The sequence below is a fragment of the Aliivibrio sp. S2TY2 genome, from assembly GCF_028765525.1.
In the GTDB taxonomy this organism is placed as follows: domain Bacteria; phylum Pseudomonadota; class Gammaproteobacteria; order Enterobacterales; family Vibrionaceae; genus Aliivibrio; species Aliivibrio finisterrensis_A.
The window spans coordinates 1-21,035 of the sequence record NZ_JARACS010000005.1 but is presented as its reverse complement, the minus strand read 5'-3'; the positions used below and the strand labels follow the sequence as shown (position 1 = coordinate 21,035).

The following is a 21,035-nucleotide window of genomic DNA, read 5'->3' as shown; positions in this document are numbered from 1 at the left end:
CCGAAAGTAAAGTATCTCTAAACACTAGAAGCAACATCAAAACAATAACTTACGCAATAAAAATTCACAAAAAGACATGCCATAAGTTAAGATTCACCTATGGCACTTGCTTACTTCTAGTGACGCCTTACTCGTGACCAAAACACTGTCTTGTCACCATACCCCATTATGGGTCACCTAATGTGTCTTCTTGGTCGCCTTATTTAATATAATTATCTGTAGAGTAAGTGCCCTCTACATCACGCCAGAATTTAATCGCGTAATCATACTGAATAATGTTCAGTCCATTCTTGTAATAAAGGTTTGCTCGTCATCCACAAAAGCCACAAAGCCACCGTGATAGATAAACACCCGACCACGCCCCTCAACTAGGCAAGCAAGCTGTGGGAGCAAATCTTCTTCGTTATCCTGACTTTGAAAAGTGCCTGTATCGGTGATTACGCCACTGAATGTAGGCAAATACCCATAAGTGCGCTTAGCTTGATCAATCAAGCTCAATTCGCTGGCAATAGAAAAGCAAGAGGGGATCGCACCGGCTTCTTCGATAAACATCGTTTTAAGTTCTTCAAAAGCGGTAATCACCAGCCAGTCGATATCGTTAACATGATGGATAAACATAGCGTTTCTCGGTTATTCTGATACGACGATTTTATCACTATTAAGGGGTAACCTAGTAGATATTTAATGGCTAAATTATTTCCTAAGATTTATTAGATCCAACTTTAAATGCGTTTTGTTTATTTCCTAAACCAATCACTTATTTTCGACATCACTCCTTATATCCTCAAGCTCCTTCGCACAAGAACTCTACTTTCAAAAAAACACAATAGAATATCTCTCTCCAGAGGCTCTTAATTTAGTTTATTACACTAATTTAACATCAGATGATAAGTTACATACAAAGAAACACCTACTTACATATATTCTCTATTTATAAAATAAATACGGTGCGTTGCTGATATTTCCAGTATAGAATCCCCGCTCAATGTCCAGTCTATGTCTTCGCAGCCCTTACTTTCTAAATAAGGTGATGCTGAACACGGTAGATTTGTGATAAATAGACGCTGGCTAAATACAGAGAAAAAATGAATCTCTATTTAGTGATAACAGCACTGATGTGGCATTGAGAAAATTAAAATGAGTCGTACAACAATGAAACCAACAATTGTTATTGCCCTAGGCGGCAATGCACTATTGCGTCGTGGCCAGGTTCTTTCTTATGAAAATCAACTTGAAAACGTAAAGGTAGCGGCAGAATCTATTGCGAAATTAAGTGAAGATTACCGTATTGCTATTGTTCATGGAAATGGCCCACAAGTTGGTTTATTAAGCCAACAAAATGATGCCTTTGATGCTGTTCCTTCTTATCCTCTTAGCTGTTTAGTTGCCGAGTCCCAAGGGATGATAGCAACCATGCTTGCACAAGAATTACGTAACCGTGTTGATTGTAACGTATCAACAATTCTTACTCATGTTGATGTTGATAAAGCCGACCCTGCGTTTAACGACCCGATGAAGTTTATAGGTCAAGTCTATTCAGAAGCAGAAGCTAAAGCACTTGCTGAAGAGTTTGATTGGTCTATTCGCCAAGATGGTGACTACTTTAGACGTGTTGTTGCCTCTCCTGCTCCTAAAAATATTCGTGAAAGTGAATTGATTTCATTAGCTTTGCAGCACGATAACATCGTTATTTGTTGTGGCGGTGGCGGCATTCCTATTTGTACTGATGAGAATGGCATCACTTCAAATATTGATTGTGTTATTGATAAAGACTCAACGGCATCGTTACTTTCTCAACAAATTTCCGCCGACTTTTTCTTAATTTTGACCGATGGTGATGGGGTATTCTTCCATTACGGTAAGCCAAACCAAATCAAATTAGACATTGCGACAACCGAAGAATTAAAAGGTTATGCGTTTGATAAAGGCTCTATGCAGCCAAAAATTGATGCGATGATCAACTATGTTGAAAATGTCGATATTTCAATTGGTATCATTACCGATTTGCATTTGGCTTTAGATGCTCTTAATGGCACCGCAGGTACAAAAATTGTAAAAAATAAGTTCTATGATGATTCTATTTCTCATCAACAAAATGATGGTGAATTAGCCCTAGCTTAATGGTTCTAATGTCATTTCAATGCACTAGAAAAACAAAAGCCCTAACGTGTTGTTAGGGCTTTTTAATATCGAGTATGCGATAAGTAAACGCTTATAACACTTGCTCTTTAATCACCGTAAACACGCCAGCGTCTTTGTTACTTGGCGCGATAAAGCGTGCTGTTTCTTTCACCTGCTGATGTGCGTTTTCCATCGCGTAAGAATAATAGCTCTCTTGTAGCATTTCTAAATCATTTAAGTAATCACCAAAACTCATTGTCTCTTCGAAGCTAAAGCCAAGCGTGTTTTGAAGATGCTTGATCGCCGCCCCTTTAGAGGCAACCGCATTCATTACATCGAGCCAGATCTTAGCGCTAACCACCACTTGATGAGTATGGCCAAACTCTGTATTTATTACCGGATTAATATGCTCTGCTGACCCATCAAAGTGACAAATAGCGACTTTAATGAACTCATCATCAATTGCTAATAAATCTTCTACGTATTGGCAACGTTGATAATATTTAGAGAACTCGGCTAGTGCTTGTGGGTCTTGAGTTTCAATGTAAGCGGATTTTTTTCCGCACAATACAATGTGTGCTCCATCTATAGAACGCGCGGTTTGAATAATGTTTTTGATTGATGGTGTATCTATCGTGCAACTGTAAAGCTCTTGGCCTTTATGCATCACTAACGTGCCATTTTCAGCAATGAACATCATGCTATCTTTCACTGGCTCAAAGGTTTCTAATAAGCTGTAGTACTGACGTCCAGACGCCGCGGCAAACATGATGCCTTTGTCTTCTAGCTGTTTATACAAATCGAAGAAACTTAGGTCTAACTGGCTGTGCTCATTAAGTAATGTGCCATCCATATCGGTAGCAATAAATTTTACGTTATGTTTTTGCATTGATAAGTACTCAGAATAAATTTGACAATAGAATGCGCTGAGGCGAGATAATGACAAAAGAGTATATACCTTAGCATTATGGGAACCGAACCACTCTAGTTCAAAATGAGAGGTTAATATCACTCTTTTTGTAAATAAAAAAGGAGCCACGAAGGCTCCTTTTAGTTGAATGGCTTAACGTATTAGCTTCTTGTCAAATCACTCATCATCAATGTGAACAAGCTTGGTACTTCCGCCGTGCAGTTTCTCACGACGACGTTGCACCATGGCATAAAAACCAGGGATAAGTAGCGTACCGACCAATAACACGCACAGTAAGCCGCCAATCAGTGACACACCCAGAGAGTTTTGGCTGATGTAGCCAGCACCTGATGCAAACACCAATGGCAAAATACCTAAAATAAATGACCACGATGTCATGTTTACCGCGCGGAATCGTAAACGACCACCATTCACCGATGCGTTATCTAAATCTGTCTCTTTCTCTTCACGCTCGTTTTTCGCAAACTCAACAATCAAGATGGCATTTTTTGCGGCCAGTGCGATTAAGAGAACCAAGCCAATTTGAGCGTATAGGTTCAATGGCATTCCGGCTAAATTCAAGGCCACAAAAGAGCCTAATGTCGCCACAGGAACCACAAGGATAATCGCTAGAGGGATACTCCAACTCTCATACTGTGCCACCATGAATAGATAGATAAAGATCAGCGCTAAAGCAAACGCATAAATCGCTTGGTTACCCGCTTTCACTTCTTGGTAAGCCATGCCTGTCCACTCGTATTGGTAGCCGTGAGGAAGCACCTCAGCGGCAACACGTTCCATCGCAGCAATCGCATCACCACTCGAATAGCCTGCGGCAGGTTGACCTTGAATAACGGCTGAACGATACATGTTGTAACGCCACGCTACATCGGGTTCAAATACCGTGTCATAAGTCACTAATGTGCTTAGTGGCACCATTTGACCCGAGCTTGCACGCACGTGAAATTTATCCAAATCATCCATACTGCTACGGTACTGCCCATCAGCTTGCATAGTGACACGGAAGTTCTTACCAAACATGGTAAAATCATTCACGTACATCGAGCCCAAATTACCTTGCAGCGTTTGGAAAATAGAACCAAGTGATACCCCAAGTTGTTTGGCTTTTTCACGGTCAATATCCACATAGTAGTGCGGAACATTGGCACGGAACGTACTGAATGTGTATTGAATTTCAGGCTGTTGGTTGGCCGTTTGAATCACTTGATTCATTACATTCGCTAAATCCGTACGATTACGACCTAGCGTATCTTCTAACACAAACTCAAAACCAGAAGCTGCGCCCATCCCGGGAACCGCTGGCGCACCCATCGCGAAAATCACCGCTTCTGGTAATTCCATTGCGGCACGGCCATTGATACGATTCGTGATAGCGAATGACGAGTTATCTCCCTCCATGTCATTACGAACATCCCAAGGCTTTAATTTCACAAACAATGACGCGCCATTTGATGCAGCAGCACCCGTTAAGAATGCATAACCATTGGCAATAGTAACGCCATCAACACCCTGCTCTTGATTCAAGATCTCAAGCACTTTGGCTGACACTTCTTCAGTACGAGAAAGTGATGCGGAATCAGGCAGCTGTACGTTAACCAGCAAAATTCCTTTATCTTCTTGAGGAACGAATGCCGTTGACGTATTTTTCGCAAGGTAAGTCACCGAGCCAAGCGCTACGGCAAAAAATACCATCAAGATCGTTGTTTTTCGAACAAAGAAACCCGCAATTTCACCGTATTTATTAGTAACTTTATCTAAACCACGGTTGAAGGCTTTAAACCAACGAGCCGTATTATCTCCACCTTGCTTTAGCACCAAAGAACACAGTGCAGGAGAAAGCGTTAACGCATTAATTGATGAGATAATTACCGCAATACAGATGGTTAATGCGAACTGGCGATACATAATTCCAGTAATACCCGGAAGCATTGCAACAGGAATAAACACCGCAAGCAAAACCAAAGTAGAGGTAATGATTGGGCCTGTTACTTCTTTCATCGCGATTAACGTGGCTTTTCTTGGACTTAACGACGGATCGCGCTTCATAATGGTATCGACGTTTTCGATAACCAAAATGGCGTCATCCACCACGATACCAATGGCTAAGATAAGGCCAAACAAGGTTACGGTATTAATCGTAAACCCGGTCATAAGCATGACAGCAAAGGTACCAATTAACGATACTGGGATTGCAACAACTGGAATTAGCGTTGCACGCGCACTGCCCAAGAACAGGTAGGTCACAGCAATAACCAATAGAATCGCTTCAATTAGGGTTTTTACTACCCCTTTAATCGATTCTGCAACAAACAGCGTGGTGTCATAACTGGTTTCATACGCCAAGCCTTCAGGGAAAGTCGCACTAAGCTTTTCAAGCATCTCCATTACCGCTTTTCCACTCTCTAATGCGTTGGCATCCGATTGCAGAGATAGCGTTACGATAGAGGCGTCTTTTCCTCTAAATTGGCCATTACCGTCGTAGAATTTCTTACCTAACTCAACACGCGCAATGTCTTTTAGATAAACTGATGACCCGTCGTTATTTGCACGAAGTACGACGTTTTCAAACTCTTCAACTGATTCTAAACGTCCTTTTGTCACCAAGTTAAACTGCACATCTTGTGCACTGGCATAAGGCGCAGCACCAATTTTACCCGCCGCAACTTGTACGTTTTGTTCAGCTAATGCGGCATGAACATCAGAGGTAGTTAACCCTAAGTTGGTCATTTTATCTGGATCGAGCCAAACACGCATTGCGTATTCACCACCACCAAGTACACCAACTTCACTAATACCCGTAACACGAGCTAGCTGATCTTTAATGTTTAGGTTTACATAGTTAATTAAAAATTGGTCATCATACTTACCATCAGGCGAGTAGAAGTTCAGTACCATTAAAAGATCAGGAGAGCGCTTTTTAACCGTCACACCTACCATGCGAACTTCTTGTGGCAGTTTAGATTCTATTTGCGCAACCCGGTTCTGAACGTTGACCTGAGCCATGTCAGGATCAGTGCCCACATCAAAGGTAACGTTAAGAGAGTACGACCCGTCATTGGCACTTTTTGAGGACATATAAATCATATCCTCCACCCCATTGACCGAGGTTTCTATCGGATCGGCAATGGCTTGCTCAACCACCTCTGCACTTGCCCCTGTGTAGTACGCATTAACGCTTACTGAAGGTGGACTAATTTTAGGGTATTCCGCCACAGGAAGAATCGCTAAAGAAATGGCTCCGGCAAGAGTGAGAATAATAGAAATAACCAGAGCAAACTTTGGACGCTGTATAAAAAATCGACTTAACATATTAAGACTCCGCGTTCTCTAGACGAACCTGAACGCCATTTCTTACACGTTGTAATCCTTTCACTAGCACTTGCTCATTCGCATCTAAACCAGAGCTGATAATCACCCCTTCTGGCAGTTGCTTACCCAAGGTAACATTGCGTCGTTCAACAATATTTCCTTCAGTCAGTACCATCACAAAGCTGCCTTCTAAGTCACTTTGCACCGCACGACGAGGCGTAACAATGACGTCAGTTGGTTTCTTTTCTCGTAGATTTACGTTGATATGCTGACCCGGAAGCAAGGTGAAATCAGGGTTTTGAACCAATGCACGAAGTGTTAACGTACCTGTGGTTTGGTCGATACGGTTACCAATGTAGTCAATCTTACCTAAATGATTATATTCTTTACCATTCTCAAGATTCAGAACGACTTCAACTTGGCTTGATGCGCCATCACCATCGCCTTTCACTTGATCGATCCCCATTAATAAACGTTCGCGCTCACTAATGGTAAAACGGGTGTGAATTGGGTTTAAACTCACCAAAGTAGTCAATACACCAGAAGCCGGTGAAACCAAATCACCGATGCTGACTTTACTGTCGCTAATACGTCCTGAAAATGGGGCGGTAATGGTGGTGTAAGAAAGGTTAACTTCTGCCAATTTTAATTGCGCTTGAGCCGACTCAACTTGTGCTTCACCACTTAATAATTGTGCGGTTAAACCATCAAATTCAGCTTGGCTAATGTTGCCTTTAGGAAGTAGGTTTTTACCACGCTGGAAATCAAGTTGTGCTTTTTTTAATGCTGCATTCGCTTGAGTGATGCCCGCTTTGGCATTAGCTACTTGCGCTTCAAAGGTAGAAGGATCGATCTGAAAAAGTACATCGCCTTTCTCAACCATTTGGCCTTCTTTAAATGAACGAGACTGAATATAACCAGAAACATGAGCAACAATAGACGCATCTTCCATCGCTTCAATACGGCCAATATAAGTTTTACCTTGTTGATATTGAATAGACTCTACGGTATGGGTTGCTACAAGAGGGGCAGGAGGTGCTGTTTTTGTCGCTGCTTCATCACTGCAACCGACAAGAAAGGCCGCACTAATTAAAGAAGCAAGAAGAGTTTTTGATTTCATAAAATAACCATTTAACTGTCGAATTCTGTGTATTCTGACAGCTAAATGATTGAAATTATTAATGTTAAATCGCAGAGATTGTTACTGAATGTGTCTGCAATTTACGTTTAGTCAAATTTAGAAACGTTTTATAACTAACCTATTGATAGATAAAGAATAAAATCAGCATCTAAAAGCTTACAAATTTACATTAGCTTGGAATGTCCATGCCACAAAACGGCTGATTTTCTGACCTTGAGCCATATAAACTGTCTTAATCGTTTTAACACCTAATCGTGCAAGCTCTTGATGTAAAGCTTCTACGTTTTCTTTCTTAGAAATCAATGTCGTAAACCATTGAACTTGCAGTGCAAATTCACAACTCTCTTTTGCCATTTTAGTAATGAATGCTAATTCACCACCTTCACACCAAAGCTCTGCTTTTTGGCCACCGAAATTCAGTTTTTTCACGCCTTTTAATTCATTGTAAGCGTGACCTTTCTTCGATTTATTTGTCGCTAGATTCTGTTGTTTACGCTCAGACCCTGCTGTTGCTTCTGCTTCTGATGCATGGAACGGAGGGTTACACATGGTGAACGCAAATTCATCTTGTGGCTTGATAATACCTCTAAAGATATTCTCTTCATTTTTCTGCTGACGACACTCAATACCCTTCTTCAGACTTGGGTTATTGTTTGCAATAAACGACGCCATTTTAAGCGCTTGAAGATCAATATCAGAACCAACAAAGTTCCATTTGTATTCGCGGTGACCAATGATAGGGTACACACAGTTAGCACCCACACCGATATCTAAACCACGCACGTTTTTACCTGTTGGGATCTCACCGTCATTAGTGATTGCAAGTAAATCAGCAATGTTATGAATGTAATCTGCACGACCTGGGATTGGTGGGCATAAGTAACCTTCTGGAATATCCCAAAATGGTACATCATAGAAATGCGCTAACAGTGCTTTGTTCAATGCTTTAACAGCAAGAGGATCTGAAAAGTTGATTGATTCATTACCATATTGATTCGTTTCAACAAATGCTTTCAGTTCAGGAGATGTTGCAATCAACGCAGGAAAATCATAATTAGCATTATGTTTATTGCGAGGGTGCATCGGTGTTTTTGTAGGAGCAGATTTAGAGTGAGTCATGTAATTTTCTGATAATGAATAATAGCGGACATCATAGCTGATGTATGAATGAATTACTTAAAAAAAATAGCCATGCTCTTAACGATATCATGGCTATTTATATTTCAACACGTACTTGTGTTTTGAGTTTGAAATGAAAAGTTATTAGAACGCTTGTGGCGCAAAACCTGTCATTTCTTTAAGTCCTAGCTCTTTGCCAAGCGCTGTCATTGGGTGAACAACGACTAAACCGCGAACCGATTTTTTCAGTTTACCCATATCAGCTTGCTCAGCTTTAGTAATAGCACGCTTGAACTCAAGGTTACGAACTTCAGTACCCTTGTTGCCCATTTCGTATTGCTGCTTACCTTTTAGCTTAGTGATTTTCTTTTCTAGTGTTTGAATTTCCTGCAAGAATTGCTTAACGACAGGCTTATCATCGCGCTTTTCTGCTGCCGCTAAACGGTTCTTACAACGATCTAGACGGTGATGAATTTTTTGCAGCTCTTCTTTTACACTCATGGAATTACCTTTGTATTGAAAATGGTGCGCATTGACGCTAACTGATAGTATACCCTCTATTAGAACAACGATCATAGGTTTATTACATGCTAACCATTTCAAACCAAGTCCAATTAGCCGATTGGGAAATTGAACTGACTGCGATTCGAGCTCAAGGTGCGGGTGGACAGAATGTGAATAAGGTCTCAAGTGCCATTCATCTTCGTTTTGATATTGCAAAATCAACGTTACCTGCCTTCTATAAAGAGCGTCTATTAAAAATGAAAGATAGCCGTATCACTAAAGAAGGCATTATCGTGCTCAAAGCACAACAATTTAGAACTCAAGAAAAAAATCGAGATGATGCGCTTGAGCGTCTAAAAGCATTAATATTATCAGCAGCAGAAACTCAAAAAGCGCGCCGAGAAACAAAACCAACACGCAGTTCTCAACGCAAACGAGTGGATAACAAAACCCAACGTGGCCAAACTAAAAGTATGAGAAAAAAGGTAGATTATTAATGAATTATCAGCAGACATTAAAAGAGGTATTTGGCTTTGACTCTCTAAGAGGTGGTCAACAACACGTTATCGAGAAGGTCCTCGATGGCCACTCGTCTGCGGCTATTTTTCCTACCGGCTCAGGTAAATCATTATGCTATCAGCTACCTGCTCTTTTATTACCTAATCTAACCCTCGTAATTTCCCCTTTGCTTGCCTTAATGAAAGACCAAATTACATTTCTTAAAAGCAAAGGCATTGCTGCTGCATCGATTGATTCGACTCAAACTCGTGAGGAGACTCAAGCGATCTTACAAGGGGTAAGAAATGGGGAGATTAAGATTTTAATGATCTCTGTTGAGCGATTAAAAAACGAACGCTTCCGCCAGTTTATCGCTCAAATCAATATCTCTTTACTTGTTGTCGATGAAGCGCACTGTATTTCAGAGTGGGGCCATAACTTTCGACCTGATTATTTAAAGTTGCCACAAGATTGTGAAGAACTGAATATACCTCAAGTACTCCTATTAACCGCAACAGCAACGCCAGCGGTTATTGAAGACATGGGGAAGAAATTTAACATTACAAAAGAAAATGTGGTGATCACCGGCTTCTATCGCCCTAACTTAGACATCTCAATTATACCTGTAGAAGAAGAGCAGAAACGATCAACACTGTTTGCCACCTTAAAACAAAAGCCAGATCAGGCAAGTATTGTTTACGTTACCCTTCAGCAAACGGCTGAAAATGTGGCTCAGTGGTTACAATCAAATGGTATTCAAGCCAAAGCCTATCATGCCGGACTAAAACACGACATTAGAGAATCTATTCAGCACCAATTTATGAATGGCGATATTAATTGTATTGTCGCTACTATTGCTTTTGGTATGGGTGTGGATAAATCTGATATTCGCCAAGTCATTCACTTTGATTTACCTAAATCCATTGAAAACTACTCGCAAGAAATTGGTCGTGCCGGGCGAGATGGCAAGCTCTCATTTTGTACCGTTCTTGCCAATACCTCAGGTTTAAATGTATTAGAAAACTTTGTTTATGGTGATACTCCTGATAGAGAAGCGATTCAATATGTATTGGATGACATCTATAAGTCATCAGAAACGTGGGAAACTCAATTACTGCGTTTATCTAAAGACAGCAATGTTCGCCAATTGCCTTTAAAAACCTTATTGGTGTACTTAGAGCTAAAACACATCATTCAAGCAAAATACAGCTACTATGCTGATTATCGCTTTAAAACACTAATCTCTATTAATGACATTATTGCTAAGTTTCAAACTGAGCGTCAGCAATTTGTATCTACTATTTTTCAATGTTCTCCAAAAGCCAAAACATGGCACACGGTTGATTTTGATGCATTGTGGATGGGTTACAGAGGTGAACGTAAACGTGTCGTTGCGGCATTGGATTATTTTCATGAGCAAGGTTGGATTGAACTGGAAAGTAAACAAGTCACAGAGGTTTATCAAATTCTAAACAAGGTAGAAAGCACCCATGTTTTAGCTCAAGAGCAGCACCAACTGTTTAAAAATAAAGAGCAGAATGAGATAAACCGAATTCATGCAATGCTCGATTTCTTTGAAACAAAGACTTGCCTCAGCCATGAGTTAGCACGTTATTTTGCCGATTTTAATGCACCAGAGAAATGTGGACACTGCTCAGCTTGTCGCTCTGAAGCGGCAGTCTTACCAAGAGGCTATACGCATTTCATTGCAGATGATGAACAAGTAAAATGGTGGTGCCAAGAGCTACAAAATAACAGTAAAGAACCGTTAGCCAACGCCGTTTTTGCTCGTTTTTTATGTGGTATTCCCACACCATTAACCACAAAGATAAAAGCCAACAAAATGGCTGGTTTTGCTAAATTTGAGTCCCAACCTTATTTCGAAGTTCTTGAATTAGTAGGGAAACTTAATGGGTAATTTTATATAATTGTGAATCGGTTTGCACTTACAACACTTAATGTAAACCCTATACGCTATAAGTGATAATATCCTCTCCAATATGCTATAAAAAGTTTCTTTGGAGAGAATATGATTGAGCAGTTCTTAATCTTATCAGATGACAAATCTACCGTACATTTTGTGATTCCTGAAAACATCGAATTACCCCACCTAATCGAAGCGCATCATATCCACCAAGCTTTAAAAAATATGGGGATAGAAAAATACTATCTATTTGATAATGAAATAGAAAATATTATTTCTTCGATAAAAAAAGGAAGTGTATCTGAGTTAAATGGTCTTCTCATTTCACAACGTTTAGATGCGCAGTTATCTATCGATATGCAAGAAGATGAAATGACCGCGACCATGACCGTAACTGGTGCTTATGGTGGCATACCATTACGCGGCCCATTAATAATAGAAGCATTAACAAATAAACATATTTTAAAGGGTATAAATAAAGATAACCTTAAAAATCTATTGTTAAAAAGCCAAGTTCTTAATCCAGGGGAAACAATTTCAAACATCATTGCTGTCGGCCAAGCACCAATAGCAGGACAAGATGCGCAGTTTAAGTCTCTTGTACCTAATATTCTAGAACGTGTATTACAGCCACAAGAAATGGATGATGGCCATGTTGATATGCGAGATCTAGGAGAAGTTATTAGTGTTAAAAAAAACACACCGTTAATGGAAAAAATCCCTGCCACACTAGGAAAAAACGGCCTTACAATAACAGGAAAAAGTATCATTGCGGCTTCTGGCATTGATTCTGATTTTCAGCTTTATCCAGGTTCTTCAATCTCTCCTTCTGATTCAAATATATTGATTTCCGATATCGATGGCTCGCCTTTAATTCATGCTTCTGGCGTTACGGTTGATAATCTTCTAACCCTAAAAAATGTGAATGCGACATCAGGCCACGTTTCATTTAATGGCAGTATTTTTGTTCAAGAAAACATTGAACCAGGAATGAAAGTATCAGCAGAAGGAAATATTACCGTTGGTGGCTTTATCGAGAATGCAGAGGTCAATGCTAAAGGTGATGTCACCGTGATGAATGGGATCATTGGACGGCCTGTCGCTGATGGAGAAGCTTTAATATGTCGCATAACAGCAGAAGGTAGAGTGACCACAAAACTCGCTCAAAATGCACATATAATGGCACACAACGATATTCATATTGCATTGCATTCAAATCACTGCGAACTTGAATCTCTAGGCTCTATTTTTGTTATCGATAAATCAGAAAAACACGGAACAATTAGTGGCGGAAGCGCTACAGCAAATGGCCTAATTAAAACAGCGAACCTCGGTATTGAAGGAGGCGCTTATACAAAAGTTCACGCTTTTCACGATTTCAGTAATCAAAAAGAAACACTTCACTCACTACAAAAGCACTGTGATGATATCAATGCACAAATCATTAAAATTGAGCAGATAAATATTGAACGACAATCACCAGAATTAGCTGAAAAAATCCTTCGCTCAAAAGAGAAATCTAGCCAAGATTTAAGTACTTTAAGAGCGACATTAAAAAAAGAACAAATCACGTTTAATTTAAACCTTAAACAAAATCATATATTTGTGACTAATAAAATTTTTCCACGAGTTGATATTCAATTTAATACGGAACATTTAGTGACAAAAAGAGAATACAGTCCAAGTAAGGTTTTTTATTCTGGCTATGAGATCGATATTGAACCTGTACTGATAAAGAAAAAATAAATGGATTTTAGCAAGCAAGAATGATCAAATACTTACGTAGATTGGTATTATAAGCAAAAAAATAGCATTGGCAGTTACGCTCAATGCTATTTTTATCACATCATTTTATACAGATTATTGCTCTGCTAATTCCATATTTTCTTCTTTGTTCGCTTTAAACACCATAACTGCACCGATGAATAAGAAAACCAATTGCAATAACATAATGCTCCCCATAGAGATTGCGCCCATGTAGCTAATGCTCGATACCATTGCACTTGCCGCTACACAGAACAACATTTGTAAGAAGTTAAGCAAACCAGAAGCAACAGCACTGCCTTCTTTAAAATCAATTAATGCGTTATTTACTACAATTGGGTACACCGCACCATTTGCCGCCGCTAAGAAGCAGAACGGAATGAGCATTGGAATGATTGATGATACATCCATTCTCCATGACACTAAGAAAACCGTAACCACACTCGCGATAGATAATTTTAAAATCCATGGCAGTACTTGCTGTGCATTAAAGCGTTCTAATGCCCAACGACAACCGTAACCACCAACGATAAAGGCAATAGTTTGTGGAACATAGCTTAAACCGATATCAGAACCTGAATAACCCATTTGAGTCATTACAAACGGTGACCCCGTTAACCACGCAAAGAAGATTGCTGAGCTTGCTGCGTAAATTAACATATTTCCTGTGAATTTTTTTGACTTGATAACATCACGAAAAGTAATGGTTTTTCCTGATGTTGCTTGCTCTTGTTTTGGTTCTTTATCTGCAAACGTTCTAACTGCTAAGCCAACACCAATAATCGTTAATGTTACGAAGATCATTGACCAACCGTAGAACTTTTCAATCGCAGCACCTAATAAAGGAGCCAATGCAGGAGAAAGAGCAACTAATGGCATAATTGTCGCAAAAATACGCTGTGATGTTTTCGCATCGTAACGCTGAATAACCATTGCTTGCCAAATAACGTTAGCACTACAAGCACCCAGCGCTTGGAAGAAACGTGCAACTAATAGCATTTCGACACTGGTTGAAAATGAAGCAGCTAAACTACTGACTGCAAAAATGCTTAAACCAATGATCAGTGATTTTTTCGTTCCTAACTTTTGAGTCAATCGTCCGTAAAAAAGTTGACCAATCGCCATACCTAACAAGAAAATACTTAGGGTTAATCCAATCATATTTTCTGTCGTTGCTAAATCACCACGAATAATATCGAATGCAGGTAAATACATATCTGTTGCTAAAAAACCTAACATACTTAGGCCTGCAAGCCAGATATAAGGTATAGATTGTTTTTTGTTTTCCATGTTCTTCTCCAAAGCTGAACATTTTTAAAATTCGTTGCATTCTATGTGCTAGTTGCTACTCTTGTGAAACGATATAATTTGCACTTTGCATCAAATAGTTTGATGCGAATAAATAAACATCAGGTTTTTATGTTTTCATACCACGAATTAATCACTATTGAGTCCGTTGCACGATTAGGCAGTTTTAGCCATGCGGCAGATGAGTTGCATAAAGTACCTAGCGCGATCAGCTACACCATAAAGTCTGTAGAAGAGCGCTTGAATGTATGTTTATTTACTCGCTTACACCGTAAAGTCGAATTGACTGCCGCCGGAACCTATTTTGTCGAGCAAACAAGAAAACTCCTTAAAGAGATGGAAGACATTCGATTTAACACTCAACGAGTGGCAAACGGCTGGCAACAAAGTGTGTCAGTTGCTTTAGATAATGTCGTTCGTGAAAATGGGGTAAACCAGCTCGTTCGAGACTTTTACGCCACCTTTCCCGATATTGAGCTTCAACTAACCATGGAAGTGTTTAACGGCGTGTGGGATGCCTTAATGACGGGTCGTGCCGATATTGGTATTGGTGCAACGGCAACCATTCCGATTGGTGGTGATTTCTCATACCGTCCTATGGGAGAGCTCGCCTGGGAATTTGTGGTTGGCCTTAATCATCCATTAGCGGCTTATGAAGACCAAATCCCACATTCCGAGTTAATTAAATATCCTGTAATTTGCTTAGAAGACACCTCTCAGATATTACCAAAACGCTCGACATGGCAGTTAGATAATCAACGTCGCCTTATCGTTCCCAATTGGCACAGTGCTGAACAGTGTTTTATTGATGGTTTAGGCGTTGGTGTTATGCCAGCTCATAGAGCCAAAAGATTATTAGAAACCGGTCAAGTAATGAGTAAGAAGATAGAAAATCATATTGACCCGAGTCCATGTTGCCTTGCTTGGAATAATAACAATCAATCTATAGCCATTCAGTGGTTGTTAGATTATCTCGGTGATACAGAGAAACTTAATACTGAGTGGCTAAAAGAGACATAAAAAATGCCGATGATCTGATGATCATCGGCATTTTTATTTATTCATTAAGATCAAGCCAAGATCATGGCGCTAATCGGTCGATCTCCCAGTTATCTTGATCTTTACTGTATAGGAATCGATCATGAAGCCGATGATCTCCACCTTGCCAAAATTCAATTGATTCAATATTCACTCTAAAGCCGCCCCAAAACTTAGGAACAGGGATCTCCCCTTTAGCAAACTTCTGTTTAAGCTCTAGATATTTACCTTCAAGGGCTGAACGTGCCGTTAAGCGACTGCTTTGTTTACTTGCCCATGCTGCGATTTGGCTTTCTTTTGGCCTTGAGGTGAAATATTTCATATTTTCAAGTGCGCTTAGTTTCTCAGCCGTCCCTGTAATGTGAACTTGGCGCTCAAGAGTGTGCCAAGGAAAGTGCAGAGAAATTTTACTATGGTCTTCCAAATGCTGTGCTTTACGAGATGCAAGGTTGGTATAAAAAACAAACCCTGTCTTATCAAAATGCTTCAATAACACGATACGTTGAAATGGTTGTCCATTTTTATCCACAGTAGCAACGGTCATCGCGGTTGGATCAGTCAATTTTGCTTCTACCGCTTGTTTTAACCAGAGTTCAAATAGATCTACTGGCTCTTGTGGTAAATCAGCTCTACGTAAGCCTCCAAGGCTATAATCACGACGAATATCTTCTAATTCCATGTAAATCTCACTTCGACTTGTTTGTTGAAATTGTGCTCTTTTGAGCGCCCTTAAACAAGGGAAAAATAAAAAGGGCCCAAAATAGGCCCTTAATTTAAGGTTAGATCCACTAATTAAGTAATATCATCTAATTTAAACATCTGATCATTCAATAGTTTTGTTAGTACTTCTGATTGATTAGAGAAATCTGCATTCTCAAGCCCAAATGAAGTCACAGCTCCTTCAACGACAATGTCATGCTCATTTCCACTGTCATCTGTAATCGATAGTGTTAGGTCGTCTCCATCCTCTGATACTGTAATATGAGAAAGAAGATCTCCCATATTTATAACATTATCATCGCCACCGATAATTTCAGTTAGGTCAATTAAGTCCTCACCTACAGTGAAGTCTTTGATGGTGTCTGTACCGTTATCTAAACTATTATCAACACCTTGGTCAACCCACTTAAAGATATCTTCCCCTGTTCCACCAGTAAGAATATCGTCACCAAGTCCACCTATTAAGATATCGTTACCTGAGCCACCATCAAGAATATCATTACCGCTACCACCGCGAAGACCGTCATTATCATTACCTCCGTTTAGGTAATCGTCGCCTTTACCACCAAACATAATATCAACGCCATTTTGACCAAAGATCTTGTCATTACCGTTACCGCCATGGCCAAGATCAAGATAAGCATTACTGTCAGCAGATATGTTTTTAAATGATCCTGATTCAACCCCATCCTGAAGATGACTTAAATCACTCCCTTTACTAAAAATATTTTCAACTACATTTTGAGCATTTATAAGCTTAGGATCATCAGGGTTAACATCAAATCCCCCTGCATGACTATCTCCTAGGTAAATTGTATCGTCACCAGAGCCTAGGTATATATCATCACCAGCAGCACCAGCGTCTACAATTAATCCAGACTGTGTATCATTTTTGTCAAACATTACATTTGGCTTCCCTGACCCTGAAGAAGCCCATATGGTATATTCATGTTCCGTCCCAGCATGAACAACTTGAACAGAGTCAACTAAATCACCTTCTGAGTTAACGTCTTCATCAACATTTGGAATATCTGTTACTACCCAGTCAATGATTTGAGCCTCACTTCTAGCTTGGTCTCCATTACTCGTCTCTGTAGAAATAGCAACAATTGACACCGAAAGCTTACCGGTATAACTCAATGGCAATTGGATTTTAGCTGTTGATAATTGCTCTGCTGTTAGCTCAACTATTCCATTATTAATTGGAATTAGTTCGTCACCTACTAAGATCACCGCATCCGATGGTAGGTTTGATAATTCATAACTTAATGCCTCTGAGCCATCTGTATCTGTTAGCTCGCCACCAATGTATTCACTTAATATGATGTCAGTTACAAATCCATTATTACCAAATGAAATATCATTCACTTCTTTAATAGTTAATTCAGGAACATCAGCAACAGCATCAATATTGATTGTTACTGTAGCTGTATCTGTGCCGCCATTTCCATCACTGATGGTGTAATCAAAAGTAACGTCACCACTAAAGTTTTCTGATGGCTTAAATTCAATTTCACCATCATCATTAATCGAAACAGTTCCATTAGTTGGGTTTGATACACCTACGATTGTTAATTCGTCTCCATCAATATCGGTATCATTTCCTAATAAGTCTTCTGGCGTAATAGTGACAATGTTATCTTCTGTTGCCAAACTACCTTGATGTGATAACGGATAATCACCTAAATCTTTATATTCGATTAATTGATTATTTTCATCAAACTTTCCTAGCTCAATAGAAAGCTCACAAGCACCACCGTGATCCCAATAAACAATTTCAATCTCATGGAATCCAGGAGTATCTATGTCAAAATAAATATGACCATCTTCTCCAGGAGTTGTTGTTGAAGAACTTTGATTTCCATTATACTGAGCAACAATAACGCCATCGATTTTAATTAAATAACCATCATCTGCAGTTACTTTAAAGCCGTATCTTCCTGGTTCTAGATCAACTTGACCTTCAATATGCAAAATTGCATCAGTAGAATCGCCTGGATCACTCGATAAGGAATCAGCATCAACACCTAAGAAATCTTGCAATGTATCATCTTCGCCAAGATCATTAGCTTCACGCTCATAATCTAATTCTTTCGCTATAAAACTGGCATCAGGATCATTACCATTAATAAACTCAAGTACCTGTTCTATTGATGATAAATCATTACCATCTTTATCAGGTCCTCTGTCGTTATAACCATAGTAACTTCCAGCTAAACCATCAAAAATAAGGATGTCATTTACTGCATCAGGGGCCGAGTTTGATTCCATAACTGCCTTATCAGAATCTGAGAAAGTTTGTCCTTCATAACTCATACTTGCATCTGCGTTAATGCTTTCACCATGTTCTGGAACATCAACTTCACGAGTTACAGTACCTAACTCTATGTCAGCTTCCGTTAACGCGTAAGGTTCTGCATTACCATCAATAGTGATCAATAAAATCATTCCAGCTACAGCTGCTGGAGGCAAAGTAAATGTTGCGGTTACTTTTCCTTCTAGCTCTGATTTATTAATAACGCCATCATTGTTTTTATCATCAATAATTGTAACTACTGGTTTGAATAAATCTGATACAGACTGAGCATCTTCTTTATCTTTAAATTCAAATTGTTCGAAGTCGCGGAAGATGTTTGTATCTCCCTCTTTATCAACAATAACAATTTCACCGTTTTCATTAAGGCTAACTTTACAATCAGATAAATTTGAGTCTAATACTGCTGTATCTGTTCCTGCACCACCATCAACAACCACTCGATCATTTTTATCATCATCGTTTAAATTGAAGGTGTCGTCTCCCTTACCTAGTAATACGTAATCATCATAGTCATCTGTACCACTAAATGCACCGTGAGCATAATGAGATTGTTCAGAAGGAAGGCTTACATTACCATTCTCATCTGTTTGCGTGACGCTAAAGAATTCATTATCACCGACTGGAGTTTCTGATAAGTCAGAAATATCTAATGTCCAGTTACCATCACTATCTACGGTTATAGCTGTAGAAGAATTGACAACGTTATTATCTTCATCATAAATAGTAATTGTTGCTCCCGGCTCACCAGTACCGTGTAATGTCACCGTTGAGTAATCACTCGCTGCTGAGTCGTCGGTTATGTTTGTGATTGCAGGAGGGTTTGGAGCGACTGTATCTTTCGCCACATCATCTTTCGCGATCGCCACGTTGCCATCGCTGTCGGTGAATGTCGCATTTGCCGTTAAGGTGCCATCCACCAGCGTTTTCACGTCTACGTCATTAATAGTGTAAGTGCCATCGTCGTTCTGCGTCACCGTATAACCACCATCGACTGTGGCCGTGCCATTACTGTTCAACGTCACGTTCAACGTGATGTCGTTTGCTGTGTCACCATCTTCATCACTAATAACCACTTGCGCTGTGCCTGAACTCACGCCCTCACCGAACCTCACCGTGATGTCTGCGTTTTCTGTGCCACTGATAAGCTCGGCCTCATCACCCGTATTATCCGTGATACTCACCGTTGGTTGAGTAATATCATTACCTGGCTCATCAATGTCTTCACCATAAGTCGTATCAACCTCAGCACGGTCTGAGCCTTCCACGGACTCATTGCCTGCCGCGTCAACAACGATCGCACTCACTTCTGTTGTTTGACCATCCACTATCGCTGCCGCTGGGATCGCTACGCTGAACTTACCGTCGGTGACGGTAGTCTCTGACAGTTTAATGGTCTCTGTTGTGCCATCTGAGAAGGTTACAACCACACTGTCTTCTGCCGTGTTCGTACCTTCTGGCAGCGTAATTGTTGCTGTGACACCCGCGTCTTTCTCCGCTGCATTGATGATGTCATCTTCGCCTGAGTTAATCACGACCGTTGGTGCTACATCACCGCCGTTGTCGCCTTCGCCATCACCAGGCGCCACCAAATCAACGCCTGCCGTATCGCTGCCCGTCGCTGATTCATTGCCAGCGACATCAACAACAATCGCACTTACTTCTGTTATTTGACCATCCACTATCGCTGTCGCTGGGATCGCTACACTGAACTTACCGTCGGTGACGGTAATCTCTGACAGTTTAATGGTGTCTGTTGTACCATCTGAGAAGGTTACAACCACACTGTCTTCTGCAATGTTCGTACCTTCTGGCAGCGTAATTGTTGCCGTAACACCCACGTCTTTATCCACCGCATTGATGGTGTCATCATCGCCAGAATCGATAAGAACCGTTGGTGCAACATCACCGCCGTTGTCGCCTTCGCCATCACCAGGCGCCACCAAATCAACGCCTGCCGTATCGCTACCCGTCGCTGACTCATTGCCAGCGACATCAACAACAATCGCGTCAACCTTCACTGGCGTACCATCTACGATGGCACTTGCTGGAATAGAAACCACAACTTTGCCACTCTCATCGAACGTCGCATCTGACAGTTTGATTGTTTGTGGCTCACCGCCATTAATTGAAATAACTAGGCTGTCTGAGGTCAGATCTGTACCTTCAGGTAGCTCAATACTCGCCGTAACACCCGCGTCTTTTTCATCAGCGTTAATGGTGTCATCATCGCCTGAGTTAATCACGACCGTTGGTGCAACATCACTGCCGTTGTCGCCTTCACCATCACCAGGCGCCACTAAATCCACGTCTGCCGTATCGCTGCCCGTCGCTGACTCATTGT

14 protein-coding genes are annotated in these 21,035 nt (G+C 40.4%); 5 read left to right on the top strand and 9 right to left on the bottom strand.

The annotated features are described in order from the left end of the window. Window positions 1–279 precede the first annotated feature (279 nt). Window positions 280–618 carry a cytosolic protein gene (locus PVK63_RS09700; protein ID WP_130088209.1) on the bottom strand — a complete coding sequence of 113 codons (339 nt, stop codon included), beginning with the start codon at window positions 616–618 and terminating at the stop codon, window positions 280–282. Window positions 619–1,137: 519 nt separating this feature from the next. Between PVK63_RS09700 and PVK63_RS09695 the strand changes: the two genes are divergently transcribed. Then, the gene (locus PVK63_RS09695; RefSeq protein ID WP_130047057.1) at window positions 1,138–2,121 is read left to right on the top strand and encodes a carbamate kinase; all 984 of its coding nucleotides are present in this window, start codon (window positions 1,138–1,140) and stop codon (window positions 2,119–2,121) included. 91 nt (window positions 2,122–2,212) lie between these two features. Here PVK63_RS09695 and PVK63_RS09690 read toward each other — a convergent pair whose 3' ends face one another. The 5 genes from PVK63_RS09690 to PVK63_RS09670 all read right to left on the bottom strand — a co-directional run bounded on the left by PVK63_RS09690 (window position 2,213) and on the right by PVK63_RS09670 (window position 9,122). Then, complete coding sequence (locus tag PVK63_RS09690; protein WP_130088210.1) at window positions 2,213–3,010, bottom strand: Cof-type HAD-IIB family hydrolase; 798 nt, start codon at window positions 3,008–3,010, stop codon at window positions 2,213–2,215. 198 nt (window positions 3,011–3,208) lie between these two features. Continuing rightward, entirely contained in the window at window positions 3,209–6,361 is a 3,153-nt protein-coding gene (locus PVK63_RS09685; protein WP_130088211.1) for an efflux RND transporter permease subunit, read from the bottom strand. A gap of 1 nt (window position 6,362) precedes the next feature. Continuing rightward, entirely contained in the window at window positions 6,363–7,481 is a 1,119-nt protein-coding gene (locus PVK63_RS09680; RefSeq protein WP_130088212.1) for an efflux RND transporter periplasmic adaptor subunit, read from the bottom strand. A gap of 177 nt (window positions 7,482–7,658) precedes the next feature. Continuing rightward, the gene (gene rlmF, locus PVK63_RS09675; protein WP_130088213.1) at window positions 7,659–8,621 is read right to left on the bottom strand and encodes a 23S rRNA (adenine(1618)-N(6))-methyltransferase RlmF; all 963 of its coding nucleotides are present in this window, start codon (window positions 8,619–8,621) and stop codon (window positions 7,659–7,661) included. Between the two features lie 144 nt (window positions 8,622–8,765). After that, on the bottom strand, window positions 8,766–9,122 hold the full coding sequence (locus PVK63_RS09670) for a YibL family ribosome-associated protein (protein WP_130047061.1): 357 nt from the start codon (window positions 9,120–9,122) through the stop codon (window positions 8,766–8,768). A gap of 86 nt (window positions 9,123–9,208) precedes the next feature. On the opposite strand from PVK63_RS09670, the gene arfB reads away from it, so the two are divergent. The 3 genes from arfB to PVK63_RS09655 all read left to right on the top strand — a co-directional run bounded on the left by arfB (window position 9,209) and on the right by PVK63_RS09655 (window position 13,293). Continuing rightward, window positions 9,209–9,622, top strand: coding sequence for an alternative ribosome rescue aminoacyl-tRNA hydrolase ArfB (gene arfB / locus PVK63_RS09665; RefSeq protein ID WP_130044899.1), 414 nt, complete (start codon window positions 9,209–9,211; stop codon window positions 9,620–9,622). Next, window positions 9,622–11,541, top strand: coding sequence for a RecQ family ATP-dependent DNA helicase (locus tag PVK63_RS09660; protein WP_130088214.1), 1,920 nt, complete (start codon window positions 9,622–9,624; stop codon window positions 11,539–11,541). Before arfB ends, PVK63_RS09660 begins: the two co-directional genes overlap by 1 nt. 111 nt (window positions 11,542–11,652) lie before the next feature. After that, window positions 11,653–13,293: a DUF342 domain-containing protein gene (locus PVK63_RS09655; RefSeq protein ID WP_130088215.1), complete on the top strand. Its 1,641-nt coding sequence runs from the start codon at window positions 11,653–11,655 to the stop codon at window positions 13,291–13,293. A 114-nt stretch (window positions 13,294–13,407) separates the two neighbouring features. Here the strand turns inward: PVK63_RS09655 and punC are convergent, their stop codons facing one another. Then, the gene (punC, locus tag PVK63_RS09650) at window positions 13,408–14,601 is read right to left on the bottom strand and encodes a purine nucleoside transporter PunC (protein ID WP_130044902.1); all 1,194 of its coding nucleotides are present in this window, start codon (window positions 14,599–14,601) and stop codon (window positions 13,408–13,410) included. A gap of 129 nt (window positions 14,602–14,730) precedes the next feature. On the opposite strand from punC, the gene punR reads away from it, so the two are divergent. Then, on the top strand, window positions 14,731–15,639 hold the full coding sequence (gene punR, locus PVK63_RS09645; protein WP_130044903.1) for a DNA-binding transcriptional activator PunR: 909 nt from the start codon (window positions 14,731–14,733) through the stop codon (window positions 15,637–15,639). Window positions 15,640–15,700: 61 nt separating this feature from the next. On the opposite strand, the gene pdxH is transcribed toward punR, so the two are convergent. After that, window positions 15,701–16,336 (bottom strand): pyridoxamine 5'-phosphate oxidase, encoded by a 636-nt coding sequence (gene pdxH, locus PVK63_RS09640; protein WP_130044904.1) that lies wholly within the window; start codon window positions 16,334–16,336, stop codon window positions 15,701–15,703. 113 nt (window positions 16,337–16,449) lie between these two features. Then, window positions 16,450–21,035 (bottom strand): tandem-95 repeat protein (locus tag PVK63_RS09635; RefSeq protein WP_274449255.1); only part of this gene is annotated, 4,586 nt, incomplete at its 5' end.